This is a genomic window from Brevibacterium sediminis (assembly GCF_024895295.1).
Lineage (GTDB): Bacteria > Actinomycetota > Actinomycetes > Actinomycetales > Brevibacteriaceae > Brevibacterium > Brevibacterium sediminis.
The window spans coordinates 110,266-125,052 of the sequence record NZ_JAHQRN010000009.1 but is presented as its reverse complement, the minus strand read 5'-3'; the positions used below and the strand labels follow the sequence as shown (position 1 = coordinate 125,052).

12 protein-coding genes are annotated in these 14,787 nt (G+C 61.2%); 4 read left to right on the top strand and 8 right to left on the bottom strand.

What is annotated here, in order from left to right:
* Positions 1 to 23: 23 nt before the first annotated feature.
* The 7 genes from KTJ89_RS17515 to KTJ89_RS17485 all read right to left on the bottom strand — a co-directional run bounded on the left by KTJ89_RS17515 (position 24) and on the right by KTJ89_RS17485 (position 8,762).
* Positions 24 to 1,751: a DUF885 domain-containing protein gene (locus tag KTJ89_RS17515; RefSeq protein WP_259358710.1), complete on the bottom strand. Its 1,728-nt coding sequence runs from the start codon at positions 1,749 to 1,751 to the stop codon at positions 24 to 26.
* A gap of 70 nt (positions 1,752 to 1,821) precedes the next feature.
* Entirely contained in the window at positions 1,822 to 3,333 is a 1,512-nt protein-coding gene (locus tag KTJ89_RS17510) for a S10 family peptidase (RefSeq protein ID WP_259358709.1), read from the bottom strand.
* A 91-nt stretch (positions 3,334 to 3,424) separates the two neighbouring features.
* Entirely contained in the window at positions 3,425 to 4,234 is an 810-nt protein-coding gene (locus KTJ89_RS17505; protein ID WP_259358708.1) for an ATP-binding cassette domain-containing protein, read from the bottom strand.
* A 2-nt stretch (positions 4,235 to 4,236) separates the two neighbouring features.
* Entirely contained in the window at positions 4,237 to 5,073 is an 837-nt protein-coding gene (locus KTJ89_RS17500; protein WP_259358707.1) for an ABC transporter ATP-binding protein, read from the bottom strand.
* On the bottom strand, positions 5,070 to 6,065 hold the full coding sequence (locus KTJ89_RS17495; protein WP_259358706.1) for an ABC transporter permease: 996 nt from the start codon (positions 6,063 to 6,065) through the stop codon (positions 5,070 to 5,072). Before KTJ89_RS17495 ends, KTJ89_RS17500 begins: the two co-directional genes overlap by 4 nt.
* Positions 6,065 to 7,009, bottom strand: coding sequence for an ABC transporter permease (locus KTJ89_RS17490; protein ID WP_259358705.1), 945 nt, complete (start codon positions 7,007 to 7,009; stop codon positions 6,065 to 6,067). Before KTJ89_RS17490 ends, KTJ89_RS17495 begins: the two co-directional genes overlap by 1 nt.
* 7 nt (positions 7,010 to 7,016) lie before the next feature.
* A complete protein-coding gene (locus tag KTJ89_RS17485; protein WP_259358704.1) occupies positions 7,017 to 8,762 on the bottom strand; it encodes an ABC transporter substrate-binding protein in 1,746 nt (581 codons plus the stop codon).
* Between the two features lie 225 nt (positions 8,763 to 8,987).
* Here KTJ89_RS17485 and KTJ89_RS17480 point away from each other — a divergent pair, with 225 nt between their 5' ends.
* From KTJ89_RS17480 to KTJ89_RS17465, 4 genes are all read left to right on the top strand, one after another.
* A complete protein-coding gene (locus KTJ89_RS17480; RefSeq protein ID WP_259358703.1) occupies positions 8,988 to 9,836 on the top strand; it encodes a MurR/RpiR family transcriptional regulator in 849 nt (282 codons plus the stop codon).
* Positions 9,837 to 10,001: 165 nt separating this feature from the next.
* The gene (locus KTJ89_RS17475; protein ID WP_259358702.1) at positions 10,002 to 11,093 is read left to right on the top strand and encodes a LacI family DNA-binding transcriptional regulator; all 1,092 of its coding nucleotides are present in this window, start codon (positions 10,002 to 10,004) and stop codon (positions 11,091 to 11,093) included.
* 254 nt (positions 11,094 to 11,347) lie between these two features.
* Positions 11,348 to 12,736 carry an MFS transporter gene (locus tag KTJ89_RS17470; protein ID WP_259358701.1) on the top strand — a complete coding sequence of 463 codons (1,389 nt, stop codon included), beginning with the start codon at positions 11,348 to 11,350 and terminating at the stop codon, positions 12,734 to 12,736.
* Positions 12,737 to 12,811: 75 nt separating this feature from the next.
* On the top strand, positions 12,812 to 13,798 hold the full coding sequence (locus tag KTJ89_RS17465; protein WP_259358700.1) for a DUF2804 domain-containing protein: 987 nt from the start codon (positions 12,812 to 12,814) through the stop codon (positions 13,796 to 13,798).
* Between the two features lie 11 nt (positions 13,799 to 13,809).
* Here KTJ89_RS17465 and KTJ89_RS17460 read toward each other — a convergent pair whose 3' ends face one another.
* Positions 13,810 to 14,715, bottom strand: a complete 906-nt coding sequence (locus KTJ89_RS17460) for a patatin-like phospholipase family protein (protein ID WP_259358699.1) — start codon at positions 14,713 to 14,715, stop codon at positions 13,810 to 13,812.
* Positions 14,716 to 14,787: the final 72 nt, after the last annotated feature.

The window sequence follows — 14,787 nt, the reverse complement described above, 5'->3', positions numbered from 1 at the left end:
CGACCTCTTCAGAGGCGAAGATCTCAGTGGCCTGCAGCTGGCTGAGCCTGTCGCTGAGTTGCTGCCGACCGAACGTAGGCACGCACCTGCGCCTGCAGCACGGTGAGCGGAACGCTGCCCAACCCGAGCACCGTGTCATGGAAGTCCCTGATCGAGAAGTCCTCGCCCAGCGTCTCCTCGGCCTCGTGCCGCAGCTTCTGAATCGTCAGCTGCCCGAGGTAGTAGGCCGTGGCCTGACCCGGCCAGGAGATGTAGCGATCGATCTCCGTGACGATCTCATGTTCGGCGATCGCCGTATTGTCCCGCAGGAAGTCCTGCGCCTGCTCCCGACTCCACCCGAGCGCATGCATGCCCGGATCGACGACGAGGCGCACGGCCCGCCACATCTGGAACGACAGCATACCCATGCGTTCGAACGGCGTCTCGTACATCCCCATCTCATCACCGAGCCGCTCGGTATAGAGGCCCCAGCCCTCACCGAAGGCCGAGATGTAGAGCCGCCTGAAGTCCTTCAGCTCGAGCTCCTCCGCCAATGAGATCTGGAACGAATGACCCGGCGCGGACTCGTGAAGGGTCAAAGACGGCAACGAATACAGCGGCCGCGCCGGCAGGTTGTACGTATTGAGCAGGTACCGGTCGGGAGCGCCGCGGCCGAACGTATCGAACTTCGCGATCTCCGCCGGTGTCTCCATGATCGCGAATCGCTGCTGCGGTAGCCGTCCGAAGTACTGATGGACGACTCGGTCGAAGGACTTGCACGTATATGCAGCTTCGGCAAGCAGCTGACGCTTCGTCGTCGCATAGAAATGCGGGCTTGTGCGCATGAACTCGAACAGGCCCGGCAGGTCACCGGGATAGCCGAGCTCGGCAGCGACGTCCTCCATCTCCTCCCGGATCTTCTTCACCTCTGTCTGTCCGATGTCGAAGATCTCCTGCGGGCCGAGATCCGTCGTCGAATACTCCGTGAGCTGGGACCGGTAGAACTCGAGGCCGCCCGGCTGGTCCACCGCGGCGATCGACTCCGGCAGATTCGGCAGATACTCCGTTGTCAGGAACTCGAGCAGCTTCCGGTAGGCGGGAATGACCTCGGCCGAGAGCCCCTGCGCGGCCGCCTCGTAGAGTTCGGTGCGCACCTGCTCGGACACGACCGACGGGATCCGTCGGAACGGCCCGAAGAACGACAGCTCGGTGACGTCATCGGCCTCGGCGATGACCCGCACCGGTTCCTCCCTGCCGCTCATGCACACCCTTGCCGGGCCGAACCCGCGCGCCACCCCGGCCCGCATATTCTCGATTTGCTGGTCGAAGTACCGGGGAATGTCGGCGAGCATGCGCAGATATGCTCTTGCCGACTCCGCGTCCTCCAGCACCAGGCGATAGGCGTCGAAGGCCAGCGAGCGCCAGAACGCTGAATCCGCCGTCGCCGGACGCTCCCACATGCGATTGCGCTGCGCCTCGACAAGGATGGTCAGCTGCTGGTGGTAGACGTCGAAGTCGACCTTCTCGTCAGGACTGAGGTCAGCGGTTCTGAGTGCATCGAGCTCGCCGAGGGCCTTCTCCCATATCTGTCGGCGCCGCAGCTGCGCCTTCTCAGAGACATCGGGCAGGAAGTCGACGAGAGAGGCCCTTTGCGACAGCGACCCGAATTCGGCCTCCCTCCACGACCATTCGGCATCGATGATCTCGGCAAGCCGTCGACTCGTCGCTGAGACTTCGGCACGGCCGTCGTGACGATCATGTTGTCTGGACACTTGAGCACTCCTGTTCTCGATGGGGATCGGTTCGGTATCGTACGGCCCGACGACGGGCCGCACAGCTGGCTCAGAGGGGATTGTTCGACGCGGGTCTGTCTCCGGCTCCTGAGGCCCACGAAATGAAGTCGTCGATGTCGCGCAGCTGATCGACCCTGACCTTCTGGTCGACGTACATCATGTGCCCGGCCGGATAGTAGCGGCGGACGATCTGGTCATGAGACTCATCGGAGATCCGCAGATGCGCTAAGACGTGCTCCGAGGCGGCGAACGGTGTCGCCGAATCGTGATACCCAAAGCCTACGTAGACCTTGAGATGCGGGTTCATCCGCATCGCGAATGCGAGATCCTCGGCGGTGTTGACCGTGGAGTTCTCGAACTCCTTGTACGACCAGGGCTGAACCCTGGCTGTGAGGACCTCATAGGTGAGATCCGATTCGTAGCCAAGCTCGGCTCGAAGCAGGTGATTGATCCCCACCGTGTACGGGTATTGGATCGCCGGATACGACGGGTCGTCGCCAAGCACCTCGGAGGCGACCTTGCCCGGATGCGCGGTGAACCGGGAGTCCAAACGACCGATCCGCAGCCGCTGGTCGCGCAGCAGTTCGGTGAAGAAGGTGAACTCGTCGATGCGCAGATCGGCCAGCGCCACGAACTCCTCATCGATGCCGATGAGCTCGGCCAGTCGCGCGCCGACCCGAGCGCGCTCGGAGTCGGCGAGCCGGTGGCCGCGCTCGAGCGCCCGACTGAAGTCCCCATAGGCGAAGTCCGTGGCCTCGGCGACGACGTCTTCGAGCTCCCGTCCGGGGTGTTTGCCGTGGTAGTGCGCGATGGCGGCGAATGTCGGCAGATAGTGAATGTATGGTGCTTCGTTGCCCTCCGTGAAGTCGATCGTGGCGAAGTCGAGGACGGCCGATATGAGGAGGATGCCGTTGAACGCGATGCCATGCCGCTTGGCCAGGTGTCCGGCCAGGGCCGCAGCCCGCGTGGTTCCGTAAGACTCCCCGGCGAGGAACTTCGGCGAGATCCATCGATTGTTCCGCGTCAGCCACATCCGGATCGCCTCGCCGACGACGTCCCGGTCGCCGGTGAACCCGTGGAAGTCCTCGGGTTTCTCCCCCTCCGCGGTGCGGGAGTAGCCTGTGGTCACCGGGTCGATGAAGACGAGATCGGCATGGGCCAGCGTGGTCTCGAGGTTGTCGACGAGGCCGTAGGGCGGCGGGGTGCGATCGTTGACGTCGTTGGCCACGACCCGGCGGGGACCGAAGAGCCCGATGTGCATCCACGCCGATGACGATCCCGGTCCACCGTTGAAGACAAAGACGACCGGCCGCCCGGAGTCCTGGCCCTCCTCGGTGTCTTCGGCAATGGCTGTATAGGAGGTGAGGAAGATCTGCGCCTTCGGTTTGAGCCCGGCGAAGACCCCGTCCTCGACAACTTCGGAGCCGATGATCATCCGACCCGTCTGGGCCCGGTACTTGAGCACCCCGGTGGGCAGTTCGAGATCGTGGTCGGTGGTGACGAAGTCGTCGACCGGGTGCGGTGGGTTCGTCGGCTGTGGCTGATCCTGTGCGTCAGACATGGTGGGGTTGAGTTCCTTCCCTATGAGGAGATGGTGGAGAGCGGATGAGCGGTGGAGGAACAGAGTTCCATCACCGAGGCGGAGGTACCGGTCAGGTGCGCCGTCCTGCGTCCCAGCGGGGATCGATGGTCGGGACCGCCGAGAGCAGGGTCTTCGTGTACTCGTGCTGCGGATCATCGAAGATCTCATCGCGCGGACCCTGCTCGACGATCCGCCCCTTCTGCATCACGGCGACCTTGTGGGCGATCTGTCGCACGACCGCCAGATCGTGGGCGATGAAGACATAGGAGATGTCGCGTTCACGCTGCAGATCGACGAGCAGTTCGAGTACCTGCGCCTGGACCGACACGTCGAGGGCCGAGACCGCCTCGTCGCAGATGACGAGCTTCGGCTCGACGATGAGAGCGCGAGCGATGCCGATGCGCTGGGCCTGTCCGCCGGAGAACTGGCGCGGATATCGACCCGAATGGTCGGGGTTGAGCCCGACTCGCTCCATCGCCGTCTTGACCATGCTCCGGTAACTGCCGATGGCCTTGCGTTTCTGATAGCGCAAGGGGGCCGAGACGACCTCTTCGACGGTATGCCGCGGGTTGAGTGAGGAGTACGGGTCCTGGAAGACCACTTGCACCCCGCTGCGGAAGTCCCGCAGGGCCGCCCCCGAACGCTGAGTGATCTCCTCACCCTGGAACTTGATCGAGCCGGAGGTGGGGTCGATGAGACGGGCGATCATGCGGGCCGTGGTCGATTTGCCGGACCCGGATTCACCGACGATGCCCAGCGTCTGACGTCGATGGACGTCGAAGGACACGCCTTCAACCGCGGTGAAGACCTCCTTGCGGCCGGTGCGGAACTCTTTGCTCAGACCAGTCGCGGCCAGCAGGGGTGTGACGGTGTCGCTCATGCTCACTCGCCTCCGGTCGTGAAGATGGGCTCAGGCAGGTCGACGACATCGTCGAGGCGCGGGGTCGCGGCCAGCAGTGCTCGGGTGTAGTCGTTGCGCGAGCTCGAGAAGATCTGCTCCGCGGTGCCCTGCTCGACGGTCCGGCCGTAGCGCATCACCGTGACGTGGTCGGAGATCTGACTGACGACAGCCAAGTCGTGGGTGATGAATAGCATCGCCGCTTGCGTCATCTCCTGCACCTCAGCGAGCAGATCGAGGATCTGGGCCTGGACGGTGACGTCGAGAGCCGTGGTCGGTTCATCGGCGATGATGAGGTCGGGTTCGCAGACGAGCGCCATCGCGATCATTACGCGTTGGCGCATCCCCCCGGAGAATTGATGAGGGTAGTGTCCGACGCGGCCGACGGCATCGGGAATGCGGACCCGATCCATCGCCTCGGCGGCCTTCATCATCGCCGCCGCCTTCGTGCCTCCCTTGTGGGCACGATAGGCCTCTGCAATCTGGAAGCCGACCGTGTAATAGGGGTTGAGCGAAGACAGCGGGTCCTGGAAGATCATCGCGATCTGGTCACCACGGATTCGCCGCATCGAGGCATCGGAGCGGTGCAGCAGCTCATCGCCGTGGAAACGGACCGAACCCGTCGTCGTCGCCTCCTTCGGCAGCAGACCCATGATCGCCAGCGAAGTCATCGACTTGCCCGACCCTGATTCGCCGACCAGACCCATCGTCTGGCCGCGGGCGATGTCGAACGAACTGCCGTCGACGACAACGCCGAGGGGGAATTCGATGCACAGGTCGCTCACAGACAGGACCGGGGTATCAGTAGTTTGTGCACTCATGAGCTGCTCACTCTCACTCGGGGGTCGAGCACCCGGTAGAGCAGGTCGACCACGATGTTGGCGATGATCACTGCGAAGGCGGCCACGAGGGTCACCCCCATGATCACAGGCTGATCGTTCACGGCGATCGCGTCGTAGGCGTACCGGCCGACGCCGTTGAGGCCGAAGACCGTTTCGGTGATCAGCGCCCCGCCGAGCAGGGTGGCGAAGTCAACGCCGAGAAGCGTGACGATCGGTGTCAGCGAGGGCCGCAGTCCATGGCGAATGAGGACGGCACCACGTCCCAAGCCCTTGGCCCGGGCCGTGCGCATGAAGTTCTCGCCCATGGTGTCGATGACATTGGTGCGGGTCAGCCGGGCGTACATCGACGCGTACATAAGCGCCAGCACCATCCACGGCATGAGGTAGGCCTGGAACCACTCCACAGGGCTGTCAGTGAACGGCACCACTGTCGGGAACGGCAGCCATTGGAGTTGGACGACGAGCAAGTACTGCAGAACGAGGGCGACGAAGTAGTTCGGCAGGGAGATCCCGGCCAGGGCGAACATCATCGCTCCTTTGTCCCACCAGGTGCCTTCCCTGACGGCACTGATCACACCGGCGGCCACCCCGGAGAACAGCCACAGGACCGCGGCTCCGACGGCGATGGTCACCGAAACAGGCAGGCGGTCGATGATCCCTTGCAGAACGTCCTGGTTGGTCTGGAACGAGTACCCGATGCACGGGGCGTTGCAGTGAACCGCTGAGGCGCCCGAACCGTAGTCGCGGCCGACGAAGATCGCGGCGAGGAAAGTGAAGAACTGGGTGAAGAACGGTTCGTTGAGTCCCAGCTGGTCCCTGATCGCCTCGATCCTTTCCGGAGTGCAGGTCTGCCCACAGATGCTGGCGGCCGGGTCCGGAGAGAGTTGGAAGAAGATGACGAAGGTGAAGAAGACGACGAGCAACATAATGATGAGCGCCGCGAACAGTCGTTTGACGAGATAAAGGGCCATCAGAGTCCTCCCGCCCAGATCTTCTGCAGGTTGTCCCCGAGCACGGTGAATGAGAGCACCGTGAGGAAGAGGAACATGCCAGGTATTGCGAAGAACATCGGATCACTGGAGTACCAGGTCACCGCCGAAGCGATCATCTGCCCCCACGAAGGATCAGGTGGAGTGATGCCCACACCGAGGAAGGACAACCCGGCCTCGGTGGCGATGAACGTCGGCACCGCCAGGGTAGCCATGACGACGATGGTGCCTGAGAGATTCGGAAGCACTTCGCGGAAGACCAAAGGAACCCAGCCAGCGCCGGAGGTCTTGGCCGCCTCGACGAATTCCCGATTCTTCAGCGACATTGTCTGTCCGCGAATCACGCGAGCCGTGGCCGGCCAGGAGAAGAGACTGAGGACTAGGACGAGCAGGAGCGGCCGGTTGCCCTGGGGTAGGGCAGAGAGTATGGCGATCATGAAGATAAGCGCCGGGAAGGCCATGAGGAAGTCCATGACCCGCGAGATCGCGGCATCGACGATTCCGCCGAGGAAGCCGGCGATGACGCCCATGACGACACCGATGATCATGGTGATGGCGGTGGCGCCGATGCCGATGAGCATTGAGACGCGTGCTCCATATGCGATGCGGGCGAAGAGGTCCCGGCCGTTCTGAGGTTCGACGCCCATCCAGTGGTCGGCACTGATGCCGCCGAGTGGGCCGCGCGGCAGGCCGCCGAGTGCCGGGTCGACGGCTCCTTCGTCGAATTCGTAGGGGCTGTGGCCGGAGAGTTGGGTGATGAGCGGGGCGAAGAGCGCCAGGAGGACGATAAAGACGAGAAACCCCAGGGACAGGATCACCGAGGGTTTGCGGAGGATCCTCTTCAGGGCCCCCGTCCCGGGAGAGAAATCCTCCCCCGGGGCGGGCCGACCGAACTCCTCGACCTGGTTGGAAAGCGAGGCAGTCACGTGTGAACTATCCTTCCGGGTTCAGAAGACCCAGCTGCGAGTAGTCAATGTATCCGGTCTTGGACGGGTTGGCGAAGGCACCGCCGACGTTGGAGCCGACGAGCTGGAGCGGACGCGGACGAACAAGGGGCACGACCGGTGCTAGGTCGAGAACCTGTTCGTTGATCTTCGCGTAGGCGGCGGTCTTGTCATCTAAATCGGGCATGACGGCCGCCTCAGCGAGGGCCTTGTTCAGCGCCGGATCATCGATCTGGGACTGGTTGAGGTTGCCGGTCTTCGTGATCCGCTCGCCGTCGAACAGAGGCCCCAGAAGCGGTTCACCGGAGAACCAGCCGTTTGAGCACCAGCCGGTGATCGCCAGCTCGTTCTGCTGGCTCGGGGTGGCCAGAACCTCGTAGAACTTCGCCTGGTCGATGACATTGAGTTTTACCTCGATGCCGATTTTCTTCAGCGACTGTTGAACCGCCTCAGCTTGTGCCTGCCACATCGGCAGTGCCCGTACATCCATGGTCAGTTTGAGGTTCTCTGCACCTGCTTCCTTGAGCATAGCCTTGGCCTTCTCTGGATCGCCCTTGCTCCCCTCAGTAGCGTAGGGGTCGGTGTCGTCGTACTGTGGGACACTGGGCAGCAACAGGTTCGGTGCAACATCGGCCAGCTGCGAGCCGCCGCTGGCGTTGACCACGCTCGACTTATCCACGCCCCAGTTGATTGCCTGTCTAACCTTCTTGTCACCCAATGGCTCCTTGGTGTTGTTCATCACCATGAAGTAGTTACAGGAGGGCATGCTTTGCACCGTGCGTTCTGAGAGCTTGGGATCCTGGGTGATCTTGGCCAGGTTGGCGGCGACGACTGGGTTGGTCGAAGATGAGACTGCATTGGCGTCATCTCCCTGACCGGACATCATCCGCTGATCGATCGTGTTCTGGTCCAGACTGACTGTGAACTTGTAGCCGTCTGGATAAGCCGGGCGGATATAGTCGGTCTCGGCCTTCCAATTTTCGTTTCGGACCAGAGTCAGCGATTCGCCGCGTTTATACTCTTCAACTTTGTATGGACCCGACGAGATGGGATCCTTCTGGATTTGGTCGACCTTGGTCACCTTGTCCTTCGGGAAAGGAGCGCCCGGCGCCGTAGCGACAACGTTGGGAAAGTCCGCCATAGGCTCATTCGTCTCAATCGTGATCGTGCGTTCATCGACTACCTTGATTGAGTCGAGACCTTCGGGATCTTTGAATACACCTTCATAGTCTTTGGCGCCTTTGACGTAATTCTGTAGGTAGTCGAGCCCAATGGCCAATGAAGGGTCAAAGGCATGCTCGAAGCCGAACTTCACGTCTTCAGCAGTAATCGGTGATCCATCTTCGAAGGTGACACCTTCTTTGAGTTTGAAAGTCCACTCGGTTGAATCCTCGTTCGGTGTGCCGGTGTCCTCGGCGAGGTCACCGACAAGCTCTAGCTCACCTGACTCACGGTTGTACTTGTACTGAGTGAGGTTGCGGTAGAGGAGGTTGTAGAGATTGAGGACATTGCCGTCGCTGCCCATGGCCGGGTCCAAATGGGAAAAATCGACTCCTCCCAGCACTTCGACAACTCCGCCCTTCTGCGGTTCGCCGGTATATGAGGCAAAGCCGGTCTTGTCATCGATTACAGATTGAGCATCGCCCCCATTGCCTGAGTTTCCACTCCCACAGGCGCTTACTAGCATCGTGGCAGCAGCGGCCATCGCAACCATCGATAACGCTCGCTTCGTCATGAAAAGTCTCCTTCGACTGTTCCGTCATGATGTGTGGATCAGAGCGCGCAGGCCACCGCACACTTGCACTTCTGCAGTATCCGTTGCACTTTTGCATTTTCGCAACAAGTCAACACAATTCGCTTCAGGAGCCACTTTTCGAGGCCCCGAAATGAAGTGAACGTGATCTTCACCACACCTCGTATACAATCAGATCGCAACGTTCATTGCAATAGGAGACGTAGAGTGAAAATCATCGCGACATGGCTCGAGCATCTTATGTCTCAACGCAGGCTCTCCCCTGGAACGAAGTCTGTGCTCAAAGCCATCGCCAACGACCCCGAGATGGCGTCATATTGCAGCGCGGCGGCCCTCGCCGAAGTGGCCGGGGTGAACGTCGCCACCGTCGTCAGAGCCGCGCAAGCGATTGACTTCACCGGGTGGTCGGAGCTGTCAACGGAGATCAGAAACCGGTTCCTGTCCTCGCTGGATGCCGACAAGCATTTTGTGCGCAACACCGAGGCCGGCATGGGGCAGCCAGCGACGTCGATCGGCAAGGACATCGAATTACTCGGGCTTCTCGCCGAGTCACTGTCTGAAGATTCAGTGACGACAATTGCAACGATGGTCACCACCGCACCGACGACAACGATCCTCGCCACAGGCGCATATGTAGCTCCAGGAACCATCCTGGCGCACAACGCACAGGGCCTGGGTTATGACGTCTCACTCAGCGACGGTGCAGCGACGCGGATGATCAACGATGTCCGCAAGCTCAAACCCGGCGATTGCCTCATCACCTTCTCTATCTGGAAGACGAGTGCAAGCATCCTACCGCTGTGCGAAATCGCCAAAGAACGAGGCGTCCAGCTCATCGTGATTGCGGATCAGCACTCGCAGCTTGCCGAACTCGCCGATCAGCTCATCCTCGTCCCGTCCGAAGGGCTCGGCCCGATGGCCTCGGTGACGTGCGCTGTCAGTGTCGCACAATGCATAGTCAGGGCAATCGCCAACGTAGACACCACACGATCGGCAGCGATGCTCGAAGAGCTCCAGGCCATGTGGTCCCGCACCCAGGCGGTGATCAGCGACTGACCGCTCCCGCCTACATCACGCACCATCTGCCCAACATCCGGACGGAACCCATCAGTTGAAGAGTCAGCACCCCACCTTGCGACTATGAGTGGTCGCCTACTTTCCGATTGCCTGACCCCTATGAAACTATGATGGCTTTGAACAGTGAGCACGGAGGCGTGGTTTATGACAGATGAGGCTGGCACCAAGAAGTCCAAAGCCCGCCCCAGCATCAAAGACGTTGCTGCGCTGGCCGGAGTGTCCTGGCGGACAGTTTCCAACGTCATCAATGGGCATCGGTACTTGAGGCCTGAGACCAAGGCCAAAGTTGAAGATGCGATCGCCGAACTGGGTTACAAACCCCAGACAGCAGCACGACAGCTGCGGACGGGGCGCAGCAACCTCATCACACTCGCAATCCCATACATCGATCACCCCTACTTCGCCAGCCTGGCACACGCCGTTGTCGAAGCGGCCAAGTCCTATGACTACACCGTGCTGATAGACGAAACTCGCGGGCTGCCGGAGAAGGAAGAACAGGTAGCGCAAGGGTATAAGAACAGCCACGCGGACGGCATCATCTTCAGCCCCCTGACCCTGCCTGTCGACTCGATCCTGGCCGCCCGTGACGAAACGCCACTCGTCTTGCTCGGCGAGCACACACTCGACCCTCGAATCGACCATGTCACCGCAGACAACGTCGAATCGACCCGTGAAGCCACCGAACACCTCATCTCACTCGGTCATCGCCGAATCGCCTTCCTCGGATACCTCACTGAAGGCACGCTCGGCACCGGCGATCTCCGCCTCGAAGGCTACCGTCGAGCCCTGGCAGCTGCCGGGATCGACGAAGACCCGGATCTCATCATCGGCGCCGCCCCACAGTCCGATCCCACCCAAACGGTCAGCGCGGAGCGCGACTACTCGCGCGAAGAGGGTTACGCCCGCGCACGGCAGATTCTTCTGCTGCGGAAGACGGCGCCGATCGATGCGGTTGTCTGCGCCAACGACCTACTGGCAATCGGCCTGCTCCGAGCGTTCAGAGAAGCCAGTGTGCAGGTGCCTGACGACATTGCTGTCACGGGATGGGACAACACCCCGGAAGGCGGATTCTCGGCACCGAGACTCACCACAATTGCCCCCGATATGAATGCGATCGCGCGGTTCGCTGTCGAGGCGGTACATCAACGCATCCTGGGCTCGACAGAAGCTCCTGCAGGGCGCGTAGCCCCGCACCGCCTGATGATCCGCGAGTCAACAGTGGGCGACCGGCCCTAACCACCCCGACCGAGCTTCTGCTCATTGTCTCCAGCCTTCATGGCTTCACTATTGCAACGTTGCAATACGCGCGACGATCTGCTTTGATTTCTCTACAGAGCACCTTCGGAAGTCCGCACTATCGCCGAATCTGCTCACACCTGCTGCTTGTCATCTCAACTGACGACGCCCTCAGATGGACCGGCAAGCAGCACCACCGCCAAATAGGCCGTAGACAGCGAGAGCTGCAACGCCTGGAATGATCAAGGAAGCTCATGCCTGTGAACACCACCGCAAATCCGGTCACATATCGGGACCCCGAGAAGCCGGGGCGCATCGAAGAGCTCGGCTATGGAATGGCAGGCGGTGCCAATAACGTCGTCTGGACCGGAATATCGACCTTCCTCGTCTACTTCTATACCGACGTCGTCGGCATCGCCGCCGGCCTGATCGGCACGATCTTCCTCTTCTCCCGCATCGTCGACGGCGCCAGCGACATGGTCATGGGCGTAGTCCTCGACAAGACCCGGACTCGCTTCGGCAAGGCTCGGCCGTGGCTGCTCTGGCTGGCGCTGCCATTCGCAGTGGTTGCGACCGCGCTCTTCGCGGTCCCCGACGCCAACAGCACCACCCAGATCATCTACATCATCGTCACCTACAACATCGCACTGCTCGTCTACACCGCGGTCGAGATCCCACACGGCACCCTCGGTGCCCTCATGACCTACGACCAGCACCAGCGTTCAGTGCTCAACGTGGCGAAGATGATCGGTGCTTATGTCGCCATCATCGCCATCACAAACATCACCCTGCCGATCGTCGACTTCTTCGGCGGCGGCCAGTCCGGCTGGATCTACACGTTCGTAATCTTCGGACTCGTGGCTGCCGCCATCTATTTCTTCACCTTCTGGTCGACGAAAGAACGCACTGACCCTGTCGGGACTAAGCAGGACAAGGACCGTCCGAGCGTCAAGGCCAGCCTGATCTCGCTCGCGCGCAACAAGTACTGGTTCATCGCGACCCTGGTCCTGCTGCTCATGTACATCTACAACGCCATCACCGCCGGCGTCGCAATCTACTACTCCGAGTACGTGCTCGGCTCACCAGCCTTGGTCGGCGTGGTCGCGACGGCTCTCACACTCGCAACCTTGGGCGGAATGTTCCTCGTCGTCCCCATCACTCGACGCTTCGGAAAACGCAATACAGCAATCGTCGGCTGCCTGATCGCGGTCGTCGGCTCACTCATCATCTTCGCTGTTCCCGACAGCACCGCAGTCGTGGTCGTCGGACAGGTCGTCCGCGGGATCGGCAAGGCCGCAATCATGGGAGTCATCTTCGCCATGCTCGCCGACACCATGGAATACGGGGAATGGAAAACGGGCATCCGCATCGAAGGTCTCATCTACAGCGGTGCCAGTATGGGGATCAAAATCGGCACCGGACTCGGCAGTGCACTCATCGGTTGGGGCTTGGCGGCCAGCGGGTACCTCGGCGGTCAGGAGACTCAGTCCGCAGAAGCCGTCTCCATGATTTCGAACCTCTTCATCTGGGTCCCATCGCTCGTCAGCGTCCTAATGGCAGTGCTCCTGTACTTCTTCAAACTCGACAAACAGTATCCGCAGATCCTCGAGGAGCTGCGGGCCATGAAAGAACGTCAGGCCTGACCGCCGAGAGCACGCCGGCCCCCGTTGAGGACCCCATCGACTCAGCACACCAAACCACGAAATCAAAGGAACCAAATGGAGAAAGAACTTCACCAGCCCGTCGACATGTGCCTCAAGAACGGGACACTCAACGAAGCTGCAATCGGGTGGAGTCGGTTCCCGGTGCACAACGCCAACCTCAAGGGCTGGGGCCGCAGGAAGCGGTTCGACTACTGGTGCATCGTGTCACCGGAGATGATTCTCGCATTCTCCATCTCAGACACGGACTATAAGGCCGCTACCTCTCTGTTCTTCTTCGACAGAAAGACCCAGACCGAGACAACCGCGAGCTCAATGGACTGGTTCAGGTCCAATCCGTCCTCGCGCGCACCGTGGTGCTCACAGCAGATTCGCTCCGGGGACAAAGACGTCGATATCTCGATTACCTTCGGCGATCAGATCATCGCGCTGAATGTCGCCAATGCGAACGTCAACGCCGAGGTGGAAGTCATCGTTCCAGACGACCACCAGTCGATGGGCGTCCTTGTTCCGTGGAACAGTCGACGCTTCCAATACACACGCAAGGACAACTGCCTGAGCGCCAGCGGGCGAGTTCGGGCCAACGGAGTCACCTATCGCCTCGATGAGTCCACAACAACAGCGACCATGGACCATGGCCGCGGCAAATGGCCCTACGACACCCTATGGAACTGGGCCTCCGGCAGCGGCACGACAGACGGGGAAGAGATCGGGCTGCAGTTCGGCGCCAAATGGACTGCCGGAACTCCGTCGACCGAAAATGCGCTGCGGCTGGGCGGCCAGATCGAAAAGATCAGCGAAGAGCTCGAGTGGACCTACAACACCGGTGACTGGATGGCCCCGTGGGCAATCAAGGGCGAACGAGTCGACCTCACCTTCATCCCCGAGTACCACCGGCACTCCGAATTCGACAAGAAGATCGTCAGCAGTCGCGAGGAACAGGTATTCGGCCATTTCTCCGGCGCAGTCTGGTCCCTAGCGGGGCGGGAGTATCGTGTGGAGAACATCTTCGGATGGGCCGAAGAAGTCCACAGACGGTGGTGATGGTCGGCTCCCTACGCTGTGGTCTGCACCCCGAGGAACTCTCGGATGGCCGGCATCTCTCGCCTCGCCTGCGACAACCCCATCCGGTGGGCCGCAGCGAGGCGAGAGAGGTCGCGGGTGCTGTTGTCGACGGGCATGCGGTCGGGAGCAAAGACATGAGCTTTCCCCTCCGCTTCCAGCTCGAAGATACGTTCGCGGGTTTCGTTGTACCGCTTCCAGCGGGTCAACAAGGCGTCGGCCAAAGCCGGATACCTGCGGAATATTCCACGGAAGACTGCAAGGAATCGCTGCGGCGCTTTCTTGTAACCACGTTCCTGCGTGAGCACAATTACGAACTTCTCGAAGCCTTCGCGTTGCGCTTGGGTCAGTGCGATTCCACCGTCCTCGCCCATAGCACCGTCGACGTAGACGTGCCCGTCGAGGTGGACAGGCGGCATGAGGCCTGGCATCGTCGACGACGCACGGACACGGATCATCAGGTCATCGATGCGCGGCGTATCCGCCTTCGACCACACCACGTCTTCACCGGATTCCGCATCGAAGCCGATGATCCGCATATCCCCCTTGCTCGCCTGGAACGCTTCCCAGTCAAAGGGCAGCGCCTCGTTGGGCCCGCCTGCCCGCTGATAGATGTACTCAGCATTGAACATTCCTTGGCCGCGGGCGAAATAGCGGAGTCCACCGAACTGCTCGTCGGCAGCGAACTCCACGAAAGACCGGCGAGCGCGCCATGCATCCCCGGAAAGATAGTTCACGGTGTTCGAAGCACCGGCACTGATACCGGCAACCCAGTCGAATGACAGACCAGCGTCCAGCAGACTGACGACCATCGCGCTGGTGAGTGAGGCTCGCATGCCCCCACCTTCGAAGATGAGAGCCGTATCCCTGATTCGCGTCGCAGTCGAAGGTTCCGTCATGCCCGCCATCTTAACGACGTTCGTTCAATCGCATTCATCGGGCCTCGCAGCGAGGCACTGTGCCGCCATCGA